General features: G+C 73.3%; 20 protein-coding genes. All 20 read left to right on the top strand.

The window, feature by feature from the left end:
- The first annotated feature begins 229 nt into the window (after positions 1 to 229).
- The 20 genes from ACZ4WH_RS21360 (at position 230) to ACZ4WH_RS21265 (ending at position 22,402) form a co-directional block, all read left to right on the top strand.
- Positions 230 to 802 (top strand): GNAT family N-acetyltransferase, encoded by a 573-nt coding sequence (locus tag ACZ4WH_RS21360; RefSeq protein ID WP_468182661.1) that lies wholly within the window; start codon positions 230 to 232, stop codon positions 800 to 802.
- A 127-nt stretch (positions 803 to 929) separates the two neighbouring features.
- Entirely contained in the window at positions 930 to 1,013 is an 84-nt protein-coding gene (locus ACZ4WH_RS21355) for a putative leader peptide (RefSeq protein ID WP_309486338.1), read from the top strand.
- A gap of 125 nt (positions 1,014 to 1,138) precedes the next feature.
- Positions 1,139 to 2,836, top strand: coding sequence for a nitrite/sulfite reductase (locus ACZ4WH_RS21350; RefSeq protein WP_468182659.1), 1,698 nt, complete (start codon positions 1,139 to 1,141; stop codon positions 2,834 to 2,836).
- On the top strand, positions 2,833 to 3,015 hold the full coding sequence (locus ACZ4WH_RS21345) for a hypothetical protein (protein WP_468182657.1): 183 nt from the start codon (positions 2,833 to 2,835) through the stop codon (positions 3,013 to 3,015). Before ACZ4WH_RS21350 ends, ACZ4WH_RS21345 begins: the two co-directional genes overlap by 4 nt.
- Positions 3,012 to 3,731 (top strand): phosphoadenylyl-sulfate reductase, encoded by a 720-nt coding sequence (locus ACZ4WH_RS21340; protein ID WP_468182655.1) that lies wholly within the window; start codon positions 3,012 to 3,014, stop codon positions 3,729 to 3,731. The genes ACZ4WH_RS21345 and ACZ4WH_RS21340 overlap by 4 nt, the downstream gene beginning before the upstream one ends.
- 86 nt (positions 3,732 to 3,817) lie before the next feature.
- Complete coding sequence (gene cysC / locus ACZ4WH_RS21335) at positions 3,818 to 4,354, top strand: adenylyl-sulfate kinase (protein ID WP_468182654.1); 537 nt, start codon at positions 3,818 to 3,820, stop codon at positions 4,352 to 4,354.
- A complete protein-coding gene (cysD, locus tag ACZ4WH_RS21330; protein ID WP_468182652.1) occupies positions 4,351 to 5,286 on the top strand; it encodes a sulfate adenylyltransferase subunit CysD in 936 nt (311 codons plus the stop codon). The genes cysC and cysD overlap by 4 nt, the downstream gene beginning before the upstream one ends.
- A 2-nt stretch (positions 5,287 to 5,288) precedes the next feature.
- Positions 5,289 to 6,623, top strand: coding sequence for a sulfate adenylyltransferase subunit 1 (locus ACZ4WH_RS21325; protein ID WP_468182650.1), 1,335 nt, complete (start codon positions 5,289 to 5,291; stop codon positions 6,621 to 6,623).
- 223 nt (positions 6,624 to 6,846) lie between these two features.
- On the top strand, positions 6,847 to 7,950 hold the full coding sequence (locus ACZ4WH_RS21320) for an aliphatic sulfonate ABC transporter substrate-binding protein (protein WP_468182648.1): 1,104 nt from the start codon (positions 6,847 to 6,849) through the stop codon (positions 7,948 to 7,950).
- Positions 7,951 to 7,962: 12 nt separating this feature from the next.
- Positions 7,963 to 8,766: an ABC transporter ATP-binding protein gene (locus ACZ4WH_RS21315; protein WP_468182646.1), complete on the top strand. Its 804-nt coding sequence runs from the start codon at positions 7,963 to 7,965 to the stop codon at positions 8,764 to 8,766.
- Positions 8,753 to 9,637, top strand: a complete 885-nt coding sequence (locus ACZ4WH_RS21310; protein ID WP_468182644.1) for an ABC transporter permease — start codon at positions 8,753 to 8,755, stop codon at positions 9,635 to 9,637. The genes ACZ4WH_RS21315 and ACZ4WH_RS21310 overlap by 14 nt, the downstream gene beginning before the upstream one ends.
- A gap of 2 nt (positions 9,638 to 9,639) precedes the next feature.
- Positions 9,640 to 10,377 carry a sirohydrochlorin chelatase gene (locus tag ACZ4WH_RS21305; RefSeq protein ID WP_468182642.1) on the top strand — a complete coding sequence of 246 codons (738 nt, stop codon included), beginning with the start codon at positions 9,640 to 9,642 and terminating at the stop codon, positions 10,375 to 10,377.
- Between the two features lie 929 nt (positions 10,378 to 11,306).
- A complete protein-coding gene (locus tag ACZ4WH_RS21300; protein WP_468182640.1) occupies positions 11,307 to 13,505 on the top strand; it encodes a hypothetical protein in 2,199 nt (732 codons plus the stop codon).
- Between the two features lie 3 nt (positions 13,506 to 13,508).
- Positions 13,509 to 14,795 (top strand): TRAFAC clade GTPase domain-containing protein, encoded by a 1,287-nt coding sequence (locus ACZ4WH_RS21295; protein WP_468182638.1) that lies wholly within the window; start codon positions 13,509 to 13,511, stop codon positions 14,793 to 14,795.
- Complete coding sequence (locus ACZ4WH_RS21290; protein WP_468182636.1) at positions 14,792 to 17,503, top strand: GTPase-associated protein 1-related protein; 2,712 nt, start codon at positions 14,792 to 14,794, stop codon at positions 17,501 to 17,503. The genes ACZ4WH_RS21295 and ACZ4WH_RS21290 overlap by 4 nt, the downstream gene beginning before the upstream one ends.
- Positions 17,500 to 19,200, top strand: a complete 1,701-nt coding sequence (locus ACZ4WH_RS21285) for a TRAFAC clade GTPase domain-containing protein (RefSeq protein ID WP_468182634.1) — start codon at positions 17,500 to 17,502, stop codon at positions 19,198 to 19,200. Before ACZ4WH_RS21290 ends, ACZ4WH_RS21285 begins: the two co-directional genes overlap by 4 nt.
- Entirely contained in the window at positions 19,197 to 19,322 is a 126-nt protein-coding gene (locus ACZ4WH_RS21280) for a hypothetical protein (protein WP_468182632.1), read from the top strand. Before ACZ4WH_RS21285 ends, ACZ4WH_RS21280 begins: the two co-directional genes overlap by 4 nt.
- Before the next feature lie 51 nt (positions 19,323 to 19,373).
- Complete coding sequence (locus ACZ4WH_RS21275) at positions 19,374 to 20,042, top strand: vWA domain-containing protein (protein ID WP_468182694.1); 669 nt, start codon at positions 19,374 to 19,376, stop codon at positions 20,040 to 20,042.
- 8 nt (positions 20,043 to 20,050) lie between these two features.
- Positions 20,051 to 21,064 carry a protein phosphatase 2C domain-containing protein gene (locus ACZ4WH_RS21270; RefSeq protein ID WP_468182630.1) on the top strand — a complete coding sequence of 338 codons (1,014 nt, stop codon included), beginning with the start codon at positions 20,051 to 20,053 and terminating at the stop codon, positions 21,062 to 21,064.
- On the top strand, positions 21,065 to 22,402 hold the full coding sequence (locus tag ACZ4WH_RS21265; protein WP_468182628.1) for a protein kinase domain-containing protein: 1,338 nt from the start codon (positions 21,065 to 21,067) through the stop codon (positions 22,400 to 22,402).
- Positions 22,403 to 22,409: the final 7 nt, after the last annotated feature.

Genomic DNA, 22,409 nt, shown 5'->3' with positions numbered 1-22,409 from the left:
GCGTGGCGCCGCTCGGCTCCGAGGGCCGGTCTGCCGCTCGACCTCCAAGGGGCCGTGGCGCCACTCGCCTTCGGAGGCCGTGGCGCCGCTCGGCTCCGAGGGCCTTTATGCAGCACGACACCGGGGTCCGATGCGCCGCTCGGCTCCAAGGGCCTTTGTGCGGCACGAGCCCGAGGGGCGCCCCCGGCCCGATCGACAGACCGGGGCGCGGGATGGTTCCCTGGCCCGCATGAGCAGCGTCCCTGTCACCACCTGGTCCCTGGAGCAGACCTCCCCGGCCGACCTCCTGCCCGCCGCCGCCCCCGACGGCGATGTCCGGATCGTCCGCGCCGAGGTGCCCTCCCCCGAGTTCAGCCGGTTCCTGTACGCCTCGGTCGGCGGCGACATCCGCTGGACCGACCGGCTGGGCTGGACGTACGCGCGGTGGCAGGAGTATCTGGAGCGACCCGGCGTGGAGACCTGGGTGGCCTACGACCACGGCACCCCGGCCGGCTATGTCGAGCTGGAGCCGCAGGACGAGGGCGCGGTCGAGATCGTCTACTTCGGCCTGATCCCCGCCTTCCGGGGCCGGCGCGTCGGCGGCCACCTGCTGGCGTACGGAACGGCCCGCGCCTGGGACCTGGCCGAGCGCTGGCCGGGGCGGACGCCGACGAAGCGGGTGTGGCTGCACACGTGCAGCGAGGACGGCGAGTTCGCGATGGCCAACTACCAGCGGCGTGGCTTCAAGCTGTTCGACACCAAGGTGGAGCTGGAGCCGGATGTGGCCGCGCCGGGGCCCTGGCCCGGCGCATACCCTGCCTGACCTGCCGGGACAAGCCTCCCGGCAGCGCATGTGAGCGACGCCACCCTTGTTTCACATTCCGAGACCAGGATGTCCGCATGACGGACGAAGCTGGACTGTGTCCAGATCGCCGTGACACGCTTCCGTCATGTCCGGAACTGGAATTGCCTTGGTGAGTCGGCGGCACGTCGACCTCGGCCGCATGTCCAGCGCCATCTGTCCGGCGAGCTGACGCCTCCCAGCACCGCCGTTCCCCCTCGCACCTGATCACGCGTGCGCAACGACGCGCACCCATGCCGCATGCGCACGCACCCGCAGGTCAGCCGCATTCCCGCCTGTCCCGAAGGACGTACACCCATGGCCGCCACCCCACAGAACCCCGCCGCCTCCGCGCCCCGCCGCAAGGTGAGCCGTCACCGCGGTGAGGGCCAGTGGGCCGTTGGCCACTTCACCCCGCTCAACGGCAACGAGCAGTTCAAGAAGGACGATGACGGTCTCAATGTGCGGACACGCATTGAGACGATCTACTCCAAGCGCGGTTTCGACTCCATCGACCCGAACGACCTGCGCGGCCGGATGCGCTGGTGGGGGCTGTACACCCAGCGCAAGCCCGGGATCGACGGCGGCAAGACCGCCATCCTGGAGCCGGAGGAGCTGGACGACGAGTACTTCATGCTGCGCGTCCGCATCGACGGCGGGGCACTGACCACGGCGCAGCTGCGGGTGATCGGCGAGATCTCGCAGGAGTTCGCGCGCGGCACGGCGGACATCACCGACCGGCAGAACGTCCAGTACCACTGGATCCGGATCGAGGACGTGCCCGAGATCTGGGACCGGCTGGAGGGCGTCGGCCTGTCCACCGTCACGGCCTGCGGTGACACCCCGCGTGTGATGATCGGTTCCCCGGTGGCGGGTATCGCCGAGGACGAGATCATCGACGCCACGCCGGCGCTGGAGGAGATGAAGCGCCGCGTCCTGAACAACAAGGCGTACTCGAACCTGCCGCGCAAGTTCAAGACGGCCATCTCGGGTTCGCCGCTGCTGGACGTCGTGCACGAGATCAACGACGTCGCGTTCGTCGGCGTGCGCCACCCCGAGCACGGCCCGGGCTTCGACGTGTGGGTCGGCGGCGGTCTGTCCACCAACCCCAAGCTGGGTGTGCGGCTCGGCGCCTGGGTGCCGATCGACGAGGTCCCGGACGTCTACGAGGGCGTCATCTCGATCTTCCGCGACTACGGCTACCGCCGGCTGCGCAACCGGGCCCGCCTGAAGTTCCTCGTCGCCGACTGGGGTGCGGAGAAGTTCCGGCAGGTGCTGGAGGACGAGTACCTGAAGCGCAAGCTGACCGACGGGCCCGCCCCCGAGCAGCCGGTGCAGCAGTGGCGCGACCACATCGGTGTGCACCGGCAGAAGGACGGCCGGTTCTACGTCGGTTTCGCGCCGCGCGTCGGCCGGGTCGACGGCGCCACGCTGACGAAGGTCGCCGACCTGGCGGAGGCGCACGGCTCGGGCCGGGTCCGCACCACCGTCGAGCAGAAGATGATCATCCTCGACGTCGAGCAGGAGAAGGTCGACTCGCTGGTGGAGGCGCTGGAGGCGCTGGACCTCACCGCGCGGCCGTCCTCCTTCCGGCGGGGCACGATGGCCTGCACCGGCATCGAGTTCTGCAAGCTCGCCATCGTGGAGACCAAGCAGCGCGGCTCGCAGCTGATCGACGAACTGGAGCGCCGCCTGCCGGACTTCGACGAGCCGATCACCATCAACCTCAACGGCTGCCCGAACGCCTGCGCCCGTATCCAGGTCGCGGACATCGGCCTCAAGGGCCAGCTGGTCCTCGACGAGCGGGGCGAGCAGGTCGAGGGCTACCAGGTGCACCTGGGCGGCGCCCTCGGCCTGGAGCCGGGCTTCGGCCGCAAGGTGCGCGGCCTGAAGGTCACCGCGGAGGAGCTGCCCGACTACATCGAGCGGGTCCTGAAGCGGTTCCAGGCCGAGCGCGAGGACGGCGAGCGGTTCGCGACCTGGGCGGCGCGCGCCTCCGAGGAGGCCCTGTCGTGAGCGAGCGCGCGGCCCCGTTCTACTGCCCCTACTGCGGCGACGAGGACCTGCGTCCGAGCGACGAGGGCCACGGCGCCTGGGAATGCGGGGCGTGCAACCGCGCATTCCGGCTGAAGTTCCTCGGGCTGCTGGCCCGGGGTCTTCGGCGAGCCGACAACGGAGGGGACGACCTGATATGACGACGGCTCAGGAACAGCGTACGACCGAGGAGTTGAAGGCACTCGCCGAGCAGGCGGGCCGTGACCTGGAGGACGCCTCCGCGCTGGAGATCCTCCAGTGGGCGGTGGACACCTTCGGCACGAAGTTCTGCGTCACCTCCTCCATGGAGGACGCCGTGGTCGCCCATCTCGCCTCGCGCGTGCTGAAGGGCGAGGCCCCCGTGGATGTGGTCTTCCTCGACACCGGTTACCACTTCCCGGAGACCATCGGCACCCGGGACGCCGTGGAGGCCGTGATGGACGTCAACGTCATCACCCTCACGCCGAAGCAGACGGTCGCCGAGCAGGACGCCGAGTACGGCCCGAAGCTGCACGACCGCGACCCGGACCTGTGCTGCGCGCTGCGCAAGGTGCGGCCGCTGGAAGAGGGCCTGGAGAACTACCAGGCGTGGGCGACGGGCCTGCGCCGCGACGAGTCCCCGACCCGGGCGAACACCCCGGTCGTCGGCTGGGACGAGAAGCGGCAGAAGGTCAAGATCTCGCCGATCGCCCGCTGGACGCAGGACGACGTGGACGCGTACATCACCGAACACGGCGTGCTCACCAACCCGTTGCTGATGGACGGCTACGCGTCCGTCGGCTGCGCCCCGTGCACCCGCAGGGTCCTGGAGGGCGAGGACGCGCGGGCCGGCCGCTGGGCGGGCCGCGCCAAGACCGAGTGCGGGCTGCACGGATGACGGCGCACACAGCGACTCACACGTCGTCCACAGCTGCCGTTGCTACTGCTGTGACCGACACGACCACTGCGATTCAGGAGAACCACGTGACCACCGGAGCCACCGTCTGGCTCACGGGTCTGCCGAGCGCCGGCAAGACCACCATCGCGTACGAGCTGGCGGGCCGGCTGCGCGCCGAGGGCCACCGTGTGGAGGTGCTCGACGGCGACGAGATCCGCGAGTTCATCTCGGCGGGCCTCGGCTTCTCCCGGGAGGACCGGCACACCAACGTGCAGCGCATCGGCTTCGTCGCCGAACTGCTGGCCCGCAACGGCGTCAAGGCGCTGGTGCCGGTGATCGCGCCGTACACGGACAGCCGGGACGCGGTGCGCAAGCGGCACCAGGAGAACGGGACGCCGTACCTGGAGATCCATGTGGCGACCCCGGTCGAGGTGTGCAGCGTCCGCGATGTGAAGGGCCTGTACGCGAAGCAGGCCGCGGGCGAGCTGAGCGGGCTCACCGGGGTCGACGACCCGTACGAGGAGCCGGAGACGCCGGATCTGCGGATCGAGTCGCAGCACCAGACGGTCCAGGAGTCCGCCGCGTCGGTGTACGCGCTGCTGAGCGAGAGGGGACTGGCATGACCACGGTCGCCAAGGTCGACGAGGGCACGGACAGCCCGTACGCGCTGTCGCACCTGGACGCGCTGGAGTCCGAGGCGGTGCACATCTTCCGCGAGGTGGCCGGCGAGTTCGAGAACCCGGTGATCCTGTTCTCCGGCGGCAAGGACTCCATCGTCATGCTGCACCTGGCGCTCAAGGCGTTCACGCCCGCGCCGGTGCCGTTCTCCCTGCTCCATGTCGACACAGGACACAACTTCCCGGAAGTCCTTGAGTACCGGGACCGTGTGGTGGCCGCACATGGGCTGCGCCTCCATGTGGCCTCCGTCCAGGACTACATCGACCGCGGTGTGCTCAAGGAACGCCCCGACGGCACCCGCAACCCGCTCCAGACCCTCCCGCTCACGGAGAAGATCCAGAGCGAGAAGTTCGACGCCGTCTTCGGCGGTGGCCGCCGCGACGAGGAGAAGGCCCGGGCCAAGGAGCGGGTGTTCTCGCTGCGCGACGAGTTCTCCCAGTGGGACCCGCGCCGCCAGCGCCCCGAGCTGTGGAACCTCTACAACGGCCGGCACGCCCCCGGCGAACACGTCCGCGTCTTCCCGCTGTCCAACTGGACCGAGCTGGACGTCTGGCAGTACATCGCCCGTGAGGGCATCGAGTTGCCGGAGATCTACTTCGCGCACGAGCGTGAGGTGTTCCAGCGCGGCGGGATGTGGCTGACGGTCGGGGAGTGGGGCGGGCCGAAGGACGGTGAGACGGTCGAGAAGCGGCAGGTCCGCTACCGGACCGTCGGCGACATGTCCTGCACCGGCGCGGTCGACTCCGACGCCGACACGATCGAGAAGGTCATCGCCGAGATCGCCGCCTCCCGGCTGACCGAGCGGGGCGCGACCCGCGCCGACGACAAGCTGTCCGAGGCCGCGATGGAAGACCGCAAGCGCGAGGGGTACTTCTAAGCATGAGCACGACCACGACCGAGGCGCTCTCGGCCACCACCCTGCTGCGGTTCGCCACCGCCGGCTCCGTCGACGACGGCAAGTCCACGCTCGTCGGACGCCTGCTGCACGACTCCAAGTCGATCCTCACCGACCAGCTGGAGGCCGTGGAGCGCGCCTCCGCGAGCCGTGGCCAGGAAGGCCCGGACCTCGCGCTGCTCACCGACGGCCTGCGCGCCGAACGCGAGCAGGGCATCACCATCGACGTCGCCTACCGCTACTTCGCGACCCCGCGCCGCCGGTTCATCCTCGCCGACACCCCGGGCCATGTGCAGTACACCCGGAACATGGTCACGGGCGCCTCGACGGCCGAGCTGACGGTGATCCTGGTCGACGCCCGCAACGGCGTGGTCGAGCAGACCCGCCGGCACGCCGCGATCGCCGCGCTGCTGCGGGTCCCGCACGTCGTGCTCGCCGTGAACAAGATGGACCTGGTCGACTACCGGGAGTCCGTGTTCGCCGCCATCGCCGAGGAGTTCACGGCGTACGCGACCGAGCTGGGCGTCCCCGAGGTCACCGCGATCCCGATCTCGGCGCTGGCCGGCGACAACGTGGTGGAGCCGTCCGCGAACATGGACTGGTACGGCGGTCCGACGGTACTGGAGCACCTGGAGACCGTGCCGGTCAGCCACGACCTGGCGCACTGCCACGCGCGGCTGCCCGTGCAGTACGTGATCCGGCCGCAGACCGCCGAGCACCCGGACTACCGGGGCTACGCGGGCCAGATCGCGGCCGGTACGTTCCGCGTGGGCGAGCGGGTCACCGTCCTGCCGTCCGGCCGCACCTCGACGATCTCCGGCATCGACCTGCTCGGCGAGCCGGTCGACGTGGCCTGGACGACGCAGTCGGTGACGGTGCTGCTCGCGGACGACATCGACGTCTCGCGCGGCGACCTGATCGTGCCGACGAAGGACGCCCCGGCCACCACGCAGGACGTGGAGGCGACCGTCTGCCATGTCGCCGACGCGCCGCTGACCGTCGGTCACCGGGTGCTGCTCAAGCACGGCACCCGCACGGTCAAGGCGATCGTGAAGGACATCCCGTCCCGGCTGACGCTCGACGACCTCTCCCTGCACCCGCACCCGGGCCGCCTGATCGCCAACGACATCGGCCGGGTGAAGATCCGTACCGCCGAGCCGCTGCCGGTCGACTCCTACGCCGACTCGCGCCGCACGGGCTCCTTCATCCTGATCGACCCCGCCGACGGCACCACGCTCACCGCGGGCATGGTCGGCGAGTCGTTCGCGTCCCCCGAGCCGGTCAAGGACGAGGCCGACGACGACGGCTGGGACTTCTGAGCATGAACTCGACCGACTTCTACTCGACGTTCGCCAAGGAGGGCGGTCGCGTCGGCAGCGGCGCCCTCGGCAGCGGGCAGGGCGGAGTGGCGCGATGTGCGCGCTGACGTACGCGCACCGCTTGCGCGCCCGCACCCCCCACCGCCGTGAACGAAGACCTGCCGACGTCCCGGCCACGACCTGAGAGACCGTGACCGCCGGGCCAACGAGAGGAACCCCTCCCGTGCCTGCCACCAAGCTCGTCCGCCGCGGCATCGCCGCGATCGCCGCGCTCCCCCTGCTCACGCTCGCCGCCTGCGGTTACGGTTCCGAGGCCAAGGACGACGGCACCGCCAAGGTCGCCGCCGGGGCCAAGAAGATCGACGGGCTCGACTCCGTCAAGATCGGTTACTTCGGCAATCTCACCCACGCGACCGCCCTGGTCGGCAACCAGAAGGGCTTCTTCCAGAAGGAGCTGGGAGCCACCGAGGCCAAGTACCAGATCTTCAACGCCGGTCCGTCCGAGATCGAGGCGCTGAACTCGGGCTCCATCGACATCGGCTGGATCGGCCCGTCCCCGGCGATCAACGGCTACACCAAGTCCGACGGCAAGAGCCTGCGCATCATCGGCGGTTCGGCCTCCGGCGGTGTGAAGCTGGTCGTCGACCCGAAGAAGATCAAGTCCCTGAAGGACGTCAAGGGCAAGAAGATCGCGACCCCGCAGCTGGGCAACACGCAGGACGTGGCGTTCCTCAACTGGGTGGCCGAGCAGGGCTGGAAGGTCGACGCGCAGAGCGGCAAGGGTGACGTCTCCGTCGTCCGCACGGACAACAAGGTGACCCCGGACGCCTTCAGGTCCGGCTCCATCGACGGCGCCTGGGTGCCGGAGCCGACCGCGTCCAAGCTGGTCGCCGAGGGCGGCAAGGTGCTGCTGGACGAGTCGACGCTGTGGCCGGACAAGAAGTTCGTGATCACGAACATCATCGTGTCGCAGAAGTTCCTCAAGGAGCACCCGAAGGCCGTCGAGGCGGTCCTGAAGGCGTCGGTCGACACCAACAAGTGGATCAACGCCAACCCGGACGAGGCGAAGGCCGCGGCGAACAAGCAGTTGGGCGTCGACTCCGGCAAGGAGCTGCCCGCGAACGTCCTGGACCCGGCGTGGAAGTCCATCCAGTTCACCGACGACCCGCTCGCCGCGACCCTCGACACCGAGGCGAAGCACGCCGTCAAGGCCGGTCTGCTGGAGGACCCCAAGCTGGACGGCATCTATGACCTCACCGTCCTGAACAAGGTCCTCAAGGCCGAGGGCGAGCCGACCGTCGGCGCCGCCGGACTCGGCACCGAGTAAGTCCCGTAGCCGATGAGTTCCCAGGAGGTGACGACCATGGCAACGACCTTCGCCAAGGCCGCCGAGTCGGTCGAGCACGCGGCGCGCATCGAGCACGTCTCGAAGTCCTTCGCGACCCCGGGCGGGCAGCAGCTGGTCCTGGACGACATCAGCCTCGATGTCGCACCGGGTGAGTTCGTCACCCTCCTGGGGGCCTCGGGCTGCGGCAAGTCGACGCTGCTGAACCTGGTGGCGGGGCTGGACCAGCCCTCCGCCGGCAGCATCGCGACCGACGGGCGTCCGGCCCTGATGTTCCAGGAGCACGCCCTGTTCCCGTGGCTGACCGCGGGCAAGAACATCGAACTCGCCCTGAAGCTCAGGGGCGTTCCGAAGAACGAGCGCCGGGAGCGGGCCGAGCAGCTGCTCGAACTGGTGCGGCTGCACGGCTCGTACGGCAAGCGGGTGCACGAGCTGTCCGGCGGTATGCGCCAGCGGGTGGCCATGGCCCGCGCGCTCGCGCAGGACAGCCAGCTGCTGCTGATGGACGAGCCGTTCGCGGCGCTGGACGCGATCACCCGGGATCTGCTGCACGACGAGCTGACCCGGATCTGGGCGGAGACGGGCGTGTCGGTCCTGTTCGTCACGCACAACGTGCGCGAGGCGGTGCGGCTCGCGCAGCGGGTGGTGCTGCTGTCGTCCCGGCCCGGCCGGGTGGCCCGTGAGTGGCGGGTGGACATTCCGCAGCCGCGGCGCATCGAGGACGCGCCGGTCGCCGAACTGTCCCTGGAGATCACCGAAGTACTGCGTGGGGAGATCCGGCGTCATGGCCAGCACTGATACCAAGACCGTCACGGACGCGGGGAGCGTCGAGGCGGGTCTGGACGCCCTGGAGGTCGTCGCCGCCGGCCGTACGCCGTTCCGGCAGACCTTCACCAGCAAGATCCTGCCGCCGATCGTCGCCACCGTGGTGGTGCTGGTGGTGTGGCAGGCGCTGATCTCCTTCAAGATCGTCGACGATCCGACGAAGCTGCCCTCCCCCGCCGACGTCGGCGACGAGTTCAAGCGTGCCTGGCTGGAGGGCACGCTGCTGGACTACATCTGGACCAGCGTCTCGCGCGGTCTGCTGGGCTTCCTGTTCGCGCTGGCCATCGGCACCCCGCTCGGTCTGCTGGTGGCCCGGGTCAAGTTCCTGCGCGCGGCCATCGGCCCGGTGCTGTCCGGTCTCCAGTCGCTGCCGTCGGTGGCGTGGGTGCCGCCGGCGGTGATCTGGCTGGGCCTGAACAACTCGATGATGTACGCGGTGATCCTGCTCGGCGCGGTCCCGTCGATCGCCAACGGTCTGGTCTCCGGCATCGACCAGGTGCCGCCGCTGTTCCTGCGGGCGGGCCGCACGATGGGCGCGACGGGGGTGAGGGGCGCCTGGCACATCGTCCTGCCGGCCGCGCTGCCGGGCTATCTCGCGGGCCTGAAGCAGGGCTGGGCCTTCTCCTGGCGCTCGCTGATGGCCGCGGAGATCATCGCCTCCTCCCCCGACCTGGGCATCGGGCTCGGCGCGCTGCTGGAGAACGGCCGCAACGCCAGCTCCATGTCCATGGTGTTCGAGGCGATCTTCCTGATCCTGTTCGTCGGCATCGCCATCGACCTGCTGATCTTCAGCCCGCTGGAGCGGTGGGTGCTGCGCAGCCGCGGCCTGCTGGTGAAGAGCTGACCATGCGCCGTCCGGTCCTCCTCGTCATCGCCCACGGCAGCCGTGATCCGCGGCACGCGGCGACCGTGCACGCCCTGGTGGAGCGGGTGCGGTCGCTGCGGCCGGGCCTGCGCGTGGAGACCGGGTTCCTGGACTTCAACGTCCCGTCCGTGCACGGGGTGCTGGAGTCGCTGGCGGCGGAGGGCGTGCGGGACGTCGTCGCCCTGCCGCTGCTGCTGACCCGCGCGTTCCACGCCAAGGCCGACATCCCCGCCGTGCTGCGGGACGCGCCGGCGCGGCTGCGCATCCGGCAGGCGGACGTGCTCGGCCCGTCCCCGCTGCTGCTGTCCGCGCTGGAGCGGCGGCTGTACGAGGCGGGCCTGTCACCCGCCGACAAGTCCTCGACCGGGGTCGTCCTGGCCTCGGCGGGGTCCTCCGACCCGGAGGCGATCGCGGTGATCGCCGACATCGCGCGGGAGTGGTGGCACACCGGTTGGTGCGCCGTGCGACCCGCGTTCGCCTCCGCATCCCTTCCCCGCACCGAGGACGCGGTACGTGAGCTGCGCGCCCTCGGCTGCGAGCGGGTCGCCGTCGCGCCGTACGTCCTGGCCCCCGGCTTCCTGCCGGACCGCATCGCGCGCGGCGCGGCCGAGGCGGACGTGCTCGCCGAGGTACTGGGTCCCGCTCCGGAGGTGGCGCGGGTCCTGCTGGAGCGGTACGACGGCGCCTGCCGGCCGGCCCTGGCGGCACTCGGCGCGTAAACGCTGCGCGCGGCCGGGGCAGCGAGTCCCGCCGTCGGGGTGCGGATACGTTGTCGACCGCGGTTCGTGGCGGCTGGGCGCGGGGGTTCGTGGTGGCCGGGCGCGGGTTCGTGGCCACTGGGCGCGGGTTCGTGGTGGCCGGGCGCGCGGGATCGTGGCGGCTGGGCGCGCGGGATCGTGGCGGCTGGGCGCGGGTTCGTGGTGGCTCGGGCGCCCGGGATCGTTGCCGCTGCCCCCCGGTTCGTGGTAGCCGGGTGCGCGGGATCGTGGCCGCTGCGCGCGGGATCGCGGTGGCTGCCCGCCGGGGTATGGCGGCCGGACGCGTGAGATCGTGGCCGCTGCCCGCCGGTTCGTGGTAGCCGGGTGCGCGGGATCGTGGCCGCTGCGCGCGGGATCGCGGTGGCTGCCCGCCGGGGTATGGCGGCCGGGCGCGTGAGATCGTGGCCGCTGCCCGCCGGTTCGTGGTAGCCGGGTGCGCGGGATCGTGGTGGCTGCCCGCCGGGTCGTGGCGGCCGGGCGCGCGGGATCGTGGCCGCTGCGCGCGGGATCGCGGTGGCTGCCCGCCGGTGTATGGCGGCCGGGCGCGTGAGATCGTGGCCGCTGCCCGTCGGTTCGTGGTAGCCGGGTGCGCGGGATCGTGGCCGCTGCGCGCGGGATCGCGGTGGCTGCCCGCCGGTGTATGGCGGCCGGACGCGTGAGATCGTGGCCGCTGCCCGCCGGTTCGTGGTAGCCGGGTGCGCGGGATCGTGGTGGCTGCCCGCCGGTTCGCGATAGCCGGGCGCGCGGTTCCCCCGCGGCCTGGCGGTACTGCGGTGCCGTGGGTCGTCACGGCACGCTCCCACCTGCTCGGCTTCCTCGAAAACCCCTCCTGGGCACTTCCGGATCTGCTGGGATGGACCCCTGAGCACTATCGGGGGAGAACGGTTCGCGTGGCCGGTCGGGAGTTCGGGTGTCACCTGGGGCTGCCCAGGGCCCTGTCGGGTCTGCCGCTCAGCCCGCTCGTGCCCGGGTACGGCACCCTCGCCGCCGCTCAGCACGCGGCTGGCCTGCGCCACCTCGGGGAGGCACTGGGGGCCGGCACCGGGGGGTTACGGGTGCTGGACGGGCTGTATGTGCCCGCCGGGACGCGTGGCAGGCGCCGGGTGGACGCGCCGCTGCTGGAGGGGCTGGCCCAGTCCTCGGGTCCCGCCGTCGCCCCGCTCGCCGCGCGGCTGGCCGAACTGCACCGCGCCGACCCGCAGGCACCCCGCCGGATCGTCCTCTACCAGCTGATCAACCTGCTCCAGGAGCACCCCCAGGCCGAACGCGCCCCCGTCGTGCGCGCGTCGGGCGTCCATCCCGACGAGGCGGCCGGTCTGCTCGCGGCGGCCGGGCTGCGCCCCCGGCTCGACCGGCGGCAGCGGGACGCCGCCGAGTCCCTGGCCGACGCGCTGGCGCAGGCACGGCTGCACCGGCTGCGCGCTCTGCTCGACCGGCTGCCCACGGACGGTGCCGATCCCGCACTCGCGGCCGTGCGGGCCGGGACAGCCGAGCGGCTGCGCGCCGTCGAGGACGCCCTGCGGGACGGGCGGCGGGCCGAGGACCAGGGCGACCGGGAGGCGGCGAGCACCGCCTATCTGCGGGCGCTGCGGACGGCCTCCGACGACCGGCGGGCGCTCGCCGGGCTGGTCCGCCTGCACGGCCGCCGACCCGCGCTCGGCACCCAACTCCGCTCGGACCACGTCGAGTTGAGCTGGAAGGACCACCGGGAGACGCCCGGCGAGTGGCGGCTGCTGCGGCTGTACCGGGACGGCCGGGGCAAGCCCGCCGTACGCGGTGTCCCCGGCTCCGCCACGGCCACCGCCGGCCCGGTACGGGACACCGGGGCCGAGCCGGGCACCACGGTCCGGTACGCGGCCCTGCCGCTGCGCGACGGCCGGGTGGACGGGCCGCCACTGGTGTCCCGGCGGCTGCTCGTCGCCCCCGAGGTGGAGCGCCCGGTGCTGACGGACGGGCCCGAGCGGATCGACGGCTCCTGGCAGCGGCCGGACGCTGCCGCCGAGGTCACGGTCGAACACACCGGGCCCGACGGAAAGACCGCACGACTCCCCGCCCGGGTCGACGGGTTCACCGCGACCGGACTGCCGGCGGGTGACCACGTCTTCCGCATCGTGTGCCACTACCGGACGTCCGACGGCCGTACGGTCCCCTCCCCCGGCCTCCGCGCGACCGCCACCGTGCACCCCTGGCCGGAGCCCGTGCGCACACTGACGGCCCGGCCCGCGGAGGGGACCGTGCGCTTCGCCTGGACCGGGGCGGAGGACGCCGAGGTCCGGCTGGTGACGTGGCCCGGCGGGGCGCCCGAGCCGGACACCGAGCTGCGTACCGACGCGCTGCCGCCCTCGCTGGACTGGCCCGGTTCGGCGGGCGCCCTGCGTCCCCCGCCCGGCACCTGCACCGAGGTCGCCGCCGTCGCCGTACGCGGCGCGCGGGCGCTCGCGGGGCCGACGGTCGCCGTGGAGGCCGTACGGCCCGTGCCCGTGCTGAGCGCCCACCGGCTCCCCGACGGACAGGTGCGGATCGTCCTGGACTGGCCCGAGGACGTCCCGCACCTCGTCGTCGGCTGGACGCCGGTGGGGGCCACGGGCGGCGGGGAACGCACGGTCACCGCGCACGCCTACCGGCGCGGCGGGCTGCACCTGCCCGTCGGCCCGGGGGCCGTCCGGGTGCGGGCCGCCTCGGTGCCCCGGGTGCCCGGCGCGGTGGTCGTGGTGCCCGACGCGGCCGAGGCGCTGCTGCCGGCGGATGCCGCCGTCTCCTATCAACTCGTGCGCGCACCACGGCGGTTGCTCGGCCGGGGTCGCCGCACACTGCTGCGGGTCACGCTGAGCGCGCCCGGCGGGCTCGCGGAGGTCCCGGAGTTCGTGTGCGTCGCGCGCGGCGGCACCCTCCGCCCCCGCAACGCCGCCGACGGCACGACCCTCCTGCGGATACCCGGGCCCGAACTGGCCCGGCACGGCAGCCTGGAGCGGGAGCTGCCGGCCGCCCCCTGCCCGCCTCCCTACACCCTGCGCGGCTTCCTGCTCGGGGAGCACGCCGCCTCGGTCCGACTCGAAGAACCCTCTCTCACCAGCCTGGTGGTGCGCTGAGCCATGACGACCGTGATCTGCCCCTACTGCTTCACCCGCGCGCCGGCGGCCAGACTGCCGTACCGCTGTCTGATGACCCCGAACGGCGTGCGCGGCGGCGCGCCCTGCGGGCCCGAACCCGACGAAGCGTGGGCCGCGTTCATGGGTCCGGGGGTGCCTCCGGCGGCCCGGATGCGCGGCCCGGTGTTCGCACCGGCGCGCAGGCTCGCCGGACTCGCCGGGCCCGGTGGTTCCGGCAGCAGCGTCCCCTGCCCCGACTGCGGGGTACCGACGCCGGTACGGGTGTGCGGGTCCTGCCACAGCGATCTGCCCAGCGACTACTGCGACCAGGACAGCCGGATCATCGCCCTGGTCGGCGCCAAGGCCTCCGGCAAGAGCACCTATGTCGCCGTACTGCGCAACGAGTTGGACCACCGGGTGGGGCAGGCCTATCACGCGTCGCTGGCGGCGATGGGGCAGCACACGCAGGCACGGGACAAGGAGATGGCCGAGGACCTGTACGAGCGGCTGCGGCTGCCCGACGCCACCCGGCCGGCCGCCCTCGGCTTCAACGACCCGCTGCTGTACCGGCTCAGCCTGCCCCGACGGGGGCTGCTGGGCGGCTCCGGCACCCGGCACACCACGCTGGTCTTCTTCGACGCGGCCGGTGAGGACCTCGCGGACGCCGAGGCGATGGACCGCTACACCCGCTACCTGAGCGCCGCCGACGGCATCATCCTGCTGGTCGACCCGCTGCAACTCGGCTCCGTACGCGACCGGTTGCCGGTGCAAGACGGTCCGCCGCTGCCCGTGGTGGAGACCTCGCCCCGGCAGATCACCGCCGACCTCGCCGCCCAGCTGCGCACCCACGGCAAGGGCAAGGCGGGCGGCCGGGTGACCACCCCGATCGCCGTCGCCGTCACCAAGACGGACATGCTGGGGCCGCTGCTCGACCCGCACTCCCCGCTGCTCCACAACGCCCCGCACCCCGGCGGTGCCTACGACGCCGAGGACCGGCTCGCCGTCCACGAGGAACTCCGCGCCCTGCTGACCGACTGGGACTCGGGCGCGCTGCTGCGCCAACTGGACCACGATTTCGCCCAGTTGTCGTTGTTCGGACTGTCCGCGCTCGGCGCGCCGCCGCCCGCGAACGCACCGGCCGACGTGCCGAAGTCGGGCCCGCAGCCGGTGCGGGTGGAGGACCCGCTGCTGTGGCTGCTGTCGCTGCGCGGACTGCTGCCCGTCCGCCCGGCCGCGAAGGACAAGGCCTCGGCCGCGAAGGCAAAGGCCGGGAAGGAGCGGGTCCGGTGAGCCTCGACCAGCTGCACTACACCTCGGCGCCACCCGGCCCGGACGGGTCCGGCTTCCGCTTCACCGCGGTCAGTGCCGGCGTACCGGCCACGCTTCTGCGGGAGGCCGAACAGCTCATCGGGTACGAGCCGCCGCGCGACCTGCCGGACCGGCCGGACGGCGAGCAGCTGAAGGCCTTCCCGCGCTCCCTCAGCTGCACGGAACTGTCCGACGGGGGACGCCTGTTGTGCCGGTCGGTGTACACCGGCGCGGACTACAGCGGCCGGTGGGGCAACTTCCACGCCCACGCCGTGCATCTGCCGCCCGGTACCCGGCTGCCGGACGGGGCGCTGCCGATCACCGCCTGGGAGTCGCCGCGCTGGGCGGACGCGACTCCGCCGGGCGGGCGGCCGGAGCCGATCGACCGGTTCGAGCCGTCGGGGCTGCTGCGCCGGGACGGGCTCGTGGCGTTCGCCCGGTCCCGCGCGGACCGGCTCGCCGCGTTCTTCGCCGATCTGCGCACGCTGGCCGACGGCAGCGACGCCCGGCAGATCGTGCTGGTGGAGCGGGACAGCGCGGACGTGGCCCAGTGGATCGCGCTGGCCTGCACGGTCCTGCCCCGCGAGCAGGCACACCGGCTGACCTTCACGACGTACACGCGGCGACCTCAGCAGGCCCGCCAGCAGATCGTCGGGGCGCTGCCCTCCTCGGAGCCGGTCGGGCACGACCACCGGTTCCGGGTGCACGACGGCACCGGCCGGACCGCCGAGGAGCCCGTGCCGGACACCTGGGCCGACGTCTGCGCGCGGATCTGGACGGCCGGGCGGCCGGAGCTGTTCCGGGACACCGTCCATGCCGCCGGGGACGCCGCCGGCGAGGTCGGTCCCCTCGCCGTGACCGCGCTCGCCGAGCGCATCACCCTGCCTCCGGCCGCCCGGGCGGCGGCGGCCCGCTGGGCCACGGACCACGCCGCCGCACTGCCCGGGCCGACGCTGACGGCCCTGATCGGAGAGCTGGCACGGGAGACCGGGGAGAGCTGCGTGCGCTCCGGTCACTCCGGGCACGGGGACTCCGGCGACCCCGGTGACGGCGAACCGGTCGCGCTGGCCGCCCTGTTGGCCCGGCTGGACGGGCAGGTGCCGACGGCCGTCTCGGCGCCCCTCGCCGCCCGCGTGCTGACTCTGGCGGTACGCGGCCGGGGCCCGGTGCCCGCGCTGGGCGCGGGTTCGCTGATCCCCGAGGTGCGGGCCGCGCTGGCCCGGGACCTCGCACCGGCCCTGCGGCACGGCATCGCCGACGCGACCGGGCCGGCGACCGCTCGGCCCCTGGCGCTGCTGCACCTCGCCGACCTGCTCGACGTCGACTGCACGGACCTGCTGCCTGAGTTCGCGGGCCGGGCCGCCAGGGAACTGGTGAGCGGAGAGCCGACGGGCGACCTGGAACTGGTGAGCGGACAGCCGGCGGGCGACCGGAGGCTGGCCAGCGGACAGCCGATGGGCGACCGGAAGCTGATGAGCGCGAAGCGGGCCGGCGACCGGGAACCGGTGAACGCAAAACCGGCGGACGACCGGAAGCCGGCGAGCGGCGAGCCGGCGGGCGACCTGGAACAGGTGAGCGCAAAGCCGGTGAGCGACCGGCCGGATGCCGCTCTCCTCGACGCCGTACACGGCCACCCGGCCCTGCGCACCGCCCTGTTCGGGGCGCTGAACGCGCTAGCGGCGGCTCATCCGGCCGCGGTCGCCGGGCGGCTCGCGGGGTCCGGGCTGCCCGTCGCCCTGGACCCGGGCTTCCCGCATCTGCGGATGTGCGTCCTCGGTGACGCGGCCGACCCGGCCGGCGGTGACCGGCGCGGCCGGCTGCGGGCGGTGCTGCACACCGCCGGGGTCTCGCCGCACGCCGAACCGGCCGTCCTGCACACGGCGTTCCGTCTGGTGTGGCCCGGGGACCTGCCCACCGGCGAGGAGGCGAGCCTGCTGCTGAACGAGCTGGGCTCGGACGCGCACCGGCTGGCCGGCACCCGAGACCTGCTGGTCGCCGCCGCGCTCGCCGCCCCGGCCGAGGACGCCGCCGTCCCGCTGCTCGCCGCCGACCTGCTGCGCTGCTTCGGCTCGGAGCTGGCCCCGGCGCACCGGGCGCCACTGCTCCTGCTCGAGTTCGCCGCGCTGCTCGGCACCGACGGCGAGGGCGAGAACTGGGTGGAACGGGTCCGGGCGCTGCGGGACGGCGCGGCCGAGCCCGTACCGGAGCAGGTGACCCGGCGGGTGTACGACGCCCTCGCCCGGCGCCTGCTGACCGTGCCGGTGCCGGAGAGCGAGCTGTACGCGCTGGCCCGCTCGGGCGACCCGGCACTGCTGGCGGCCTACGAGCGGGCGGCGCGCGGTGCCACGGTGGCCGAGCGGCTGCGGACCGTGCCGTCGTACGTCGCCGCCCGCTTCTGCGACTGGAGCGCCTACCAGGACACCCATCCCGGCTGGGAGGCGACCCGCACCGCGCTGCTGACCAAGGTGCTGCGGCCGGTGGTGCGAGCGCTGCCCGCCGAGGACCAGGCGGCGGTCGAGGAGGCGCTGCGGCGCACCGGCCGGGGCCGGCTGGACGCGTACCGGGCGTGGAACCGGCCGGGCGCCCTCGGCCGGCTCGCGGGCCGGCTGACCGGGCGCGGCCGGCGCGAGGACGCCCGGACGACCTGGCACGGGGACGTCCAGCCGCCCGCCGACGGAGGCGTCCGGTGAACGCCGGAGGGAGCACCACGGATCTGCACCTGGCGTTGCGGGTGCTGCTGGCCCTGTTCGTCTGGTGCGGGCTGGTCGCCGTCACGGTGTGCCTGTTCCGGACGCTGTGGGAGTTCCTCGGGCGGGGCGTGCACGCGGTGTGGCGAGGGCTCGGACCGTGGCAGACGGGCCGCCTGGACCCGCGTCTGCCCGGTGTCGGCGCCGCCGAGCCCGCCGAACTCGCCTACTGGTGGCGGCAGTCGTGGGCGGACGCGGCGAGCGCCGCCCGGGACGGCATGCGGATGCTGTGGCGGTCCTTCACCGATCCCTGGATGGACCGGACCGTACGGAACCTGTTCCGTGGCCGGCGCCCCCGGGGACGCCGGGTCCGGGTGCCGCTCGGCCGGTTTCTGCTGGTCACCCTGATCGCCCCCGGCACGGCGGCGGGCGCGCTGATCGGCGCGGTGCTCGCCACGGTGCTGCTCGGCTGGGCGCTGCTGGTCTTCGCGCTGCTGCTCGGCGTGGTGTGGCTCGGCTGGGCGGCGGGCGTGCCTCTGCTGCGGGGGCTGGAGCGCGGCTGGTCGCTGTTGCGGGGCCTGGGCGTCACCTGCCCCCACCCGGGCTGTTACGCGCCGGTGCCGCTGGCCCTGCACCGCTGCCCCGGCTGCCCGGCCCGCCACGCCGAGCTGCGGCCGGGCCGGTACGGCGCCCTGTGGCATGTGTGCGGCTGCGGGCGCCGGCTGCCCGCCACCCGGCTGACCGGGCGGGGCAAGCTGTCAGCGCTGTGCCCGCGCTGCGAGCAGATCCTCCCGGAGGCGGTCGCCACCACCCGGGTGGTGCACACCCCGCTGGTCGGCGGCACCTCCTCCGGCAAGACGATGCTGATGACGGCCATGGTGGAGGGCCTGCACTCCTGGGCCAGGGAGGGCCGGCTGCGCGTCGAGTACGCCACCGCGGCCGACCGTGGCGCCCACTCCGGGGTCAACCAGCAGCTGAACCGGTCCGGTTGGGCTCATGCCACGACCGGTGGGCCACCGCGCGCCCTGATGCTCACCGTGGCCCGGGGCCGGCGGCGCCGGCTGCTGTACCTGTACGACCCGATGGGCGAGTCCGTGAGCGACGCCGAACGGGTGCGTGCGCAGGGCTACTTGGCGCACGCGGACGGGGTCGTCCTGGTCGCCGACGTCCTCGCCGATCCCACGGTGCGCGGCCGACTCCTCCCGGCGGACGCCGAACGGGCGAAGCAGGCGCGGCCCTCGGGGCAGGGCCCCCGGACGACGTACGAGCGGCTGACCGGTGAGCTGGCCGCGCTGACCGGGCGGCGGCGCCGCCTGCCGGTGGCCGCGGTCGTCACCAAGCGGGACGTGCTGGACCGGCTGACCTCACTCCCGGCGCCCGGTGACGGCCGGATCGACGACTGGCTCGGCGACATCGGCCTGGGCGCGCTGGTGCGGGCCCTCGGCCACGACTTCCGGGCGGCCCGCTACTGGGCGGTCAGCGCCCACGCGGCCACCGGCACCGGCCCGTTGGAGAGCGAGCAGCGGCGGGCCGCCGAACCGGTGCTGTGGCTGCTCGCGGCCTCCGGGCTGCGCACCGGCCCGCTGACCGGGCAGTCCCGGGGCGGGGCGGGCCGGGTGCCGTGGCCCCGGCGGCAGCCGGACAGCGCCCGGGCGAGCGGCAGGGACGGCGACAGGGAAGGCGGATACACCCCGGCATGAACCATGTGACTCCGCCCGCCGGCCGGGCCCGGCGGGTGATGGCGGGCCTGTTCGTCGCCGCCCTGCTCCTGGCGGTGGCAGCGCTCGTCCTCGGGGCCTTGCTGTTGCTGCCCTCTCGATGACCCCTCTCACATGAAAGGAACTGCGGCGTGAGTGACATTCCCGGCGGGCCGATGGCCAACCGGCCGGTCCACTTCATCTGGCTGCTCGACTGCTCGTACTCGATGCAGGGCGAGAAGATCGCCAAGCTCAACTACGCGATCAGAGAAGCCGTTCCGGAGATGCGGTCGGTGGCCCACGACAACCCCGCGGCCCAACTGCTGCTGCGCACGGTCACCTTCTCCACGACCGCGCAGTGGCACCACCAGACGCCGGTCCCGGTGGACGACTTCACCTGGCAGGACGTACAGGTCGACGGCATGACCAACCTAGGCGAGGCGCTGCACCTGGTGGCGCGCGAGCTACAGACCCCGCCGATGCCGCAGCGGGCGCTGAAGCCGGTGCTGGCGCTGGTGTCGGACGGCGTGCCCACCGACGACTGGAAGGCGGGCCTGAAGGCCGTGGACGCCACCCCCTGGGGCCGCAAGGCGGTCCGGGTGGCCATCGCGATCGGCACGGACGCGGACCGCGGGGTGCTCCAGGAGTTCCTCGGCAACCCGGAGCTGCAACCACTGGACGCCAACAGCCCCAAGCAGCTGGCGGCGGCGATCCGATGGGCGTCCACGGCGGCCGTGAAGGCGGCCTCCCAGCCGGTCGCCGGTGACGGGCCCGGGGTGAGCACGGCGAAGCAGCCGTACGCGCCGCCGGTGCTGGACGACGACGATGACGACGACGTGTGGTGACGCTCGGGGTGCGACGGTGGGAGACGCTGGCCGACAGCGTCCAGGGCGTCGGCAAGCACCGCAACCAGGACTGGTACGCCTGCCAGGGCACCGGGTCCGGTACGGAGCCGCTGGTGCTGGCGGTGGCCGACGGGCACGGTTCGGCGGTGCACGCGCGCAGCGCGCTGGGCGCGCGGTTCGCCGTGGACCGGTTCCTGGCGCTGGCCGCCGCCTTCGGGCGGGCGGCGCACGACTGCCATGAGCCAGGGCGGCTGGCACGGCTGATGACGTACGCCCGGGACGACTTCCCGCGGGCCCTGGTGCACGAGTGGCGGCAGGAGGCCCTCGGCCACTGGGACCGGAACCGCCCGGTCGTGGAGGAGGCCTCCCGGGAGCCGGGGACCGAGGAGAAGCTGGTGCTGTACGGCACCACGCTGATCGGCGCGGTGCTCACGCCGTGGCTGTTCGTGGCCTGGCAGATCGGCGACGGGGACCTCGCGGTGGTCGAACACGACGGCACACTGGTCCGGCCGCTCGCACCCGCCGAGGAGGATCTGGGCGACGAGACGGAGTCGCTGTGCGGGCGGGAGGCGTGGCGGGCGATGCGGATGCACTGGGCGCCGGTGTTCGAGGAGGCGCGGGCGCCCCGGCTGGTCGTCCTCTCCACGGACGGCCTGTCGAAGAGCTTCGCGTCGGGCGACGGGTACCGCGAGTTCGTCACCGGGCTGGCCGGGCGGCTCGCCGCGGAGGGCAGCGCGGGCGTCCGCGAGGCCCTGCCGGACTGGCTCACCCAGGCGTCCCGCTACTCCGGGGACGACACGACCCTGGCGGCGGCGGTACGCCCGGCGGAGACCGCGGCCGACGCCCCAGCCCCGGTGGACGCCCCGGCTTCGGTGGACTCCTCAGCGGCACCCGGCGCGGCCGACACCCCGGGCGCTCCCGACGCTCCCGGCGCCCCCACGGAGCCCGGTACGACGGACGCACAGACGCCACCCGGCCCGGCCGGCGGCGAGGTGGACACGGAACGGACAACGGAGACGTAGATGAGCGGCATGCTCGATGGCGGGACGCACCTCGCGGCGGAGAACGGTGACGACGTCGAGATCCTCGACTTCCTCGGCGCGGGCGGCCAGGGCGAGGTGTACCGGGTCCGGACGCCGGACGGGGAACGGGCCCTGAAGTGGTACTACCCGACCTGCGCGACCGCCGGCCAGGAGGCGATCGTCCGGGAGCTGGTGACCCGGGACTTCGCCGACGACCGGTTCCTGTGGCCGGAGGCCTTCGTGCCGGAACACCGCGGCTCGTTCGGCTATCTGATGGGGCTGCGCCCGGACCGCTACAAGGGCCTTCCGGCACTGTTCCGGCGGCAGCTGCGCACCAGCCCGCGCGCGCTGCTGACGGCCTGCCTGTACACGGTGGAGGCCTATCAGGCGCTGCACTCGCGGGGCATCGCCTACCGGGACATCTCCTGGGGGAACATCTTCTTCGACCCGGACACCGGTGACGTCCTGGTCTGCGACAACGACAACGCGGTGGTGGAGGGCGACGCCAGCGGCATCTCGGGGACCATGGAGTTCATGGCGCCCGAGCTGGTGCGCGCGGACCCGGGCGCGCGCCCCGGCACCCAGTCCGACCTGCACTCGCTCGCCGTACTGCTCTTCATGCTGCTGATGAACCATCACCCGCTCAAGGGCAGGCGCGAGTTGGGCATCCACTGCCTGGACGAGGCGGCGGAGCGCAAGCTGTACGGCAAGAGCCCGCTGTTCGTGTTCGACCCGGCGGACGACGCCAACGCGCCGGATCCGTTGGAGCACGCGACCGTGCTGGCGACCTGGGACGCGGCGGCGGAGCGGCTGCGGGAGCTGTTCCGGCGGTCGTTCACGACGGGGCTGCGCGATCCGGCCGCCCGGGTCCGGGAGTCGGAGTGGCGTGACGCGCTGCGGGCGGTGCTGGACGCGGTTGTCGAGTGCGCCTCGTGCGGGCGGCAGAACATGACCGAGCCGGGTGAGAACCCGCCGCCACGGGACTGCTGGGGCTGCCGGACCCGGCTGGTGCTGCCGCCACGGCTGACGGTGACCACTCCCCCGCCCCGCACCGAGCACCACATCCGGCTGCGCCGCGCCGCCCGGGTCCAGGCCCACCATCTGCTGCCGGAACCGACGCGGCACGACTGTTCGGATGCGGCGCTCGTCGCGGAGCTGGTCGAACACCCCAAGAAGCCGGGGCGGTTCGGGCTCGCCAACCGCTCGCGGGAGACCTGGACGGGCACCCGCTCGGACGGCACCGTGCAGAAGATCGAGCCCGGTCAGACGGTGCCGCTGCGGTCGGGGCTCGACCTGGACCTCGGCGGCGGGGTCCGGGCGGTGGTGCGGGCCCGGTGACGTCCCT

The sequence above is a fragment of the Streptomyces sp. NPDC029138 genome, assembly GCF_055564375.1.
This window is presented reverse-complemented; position numbering and strand designations above follow the sequence as displayed.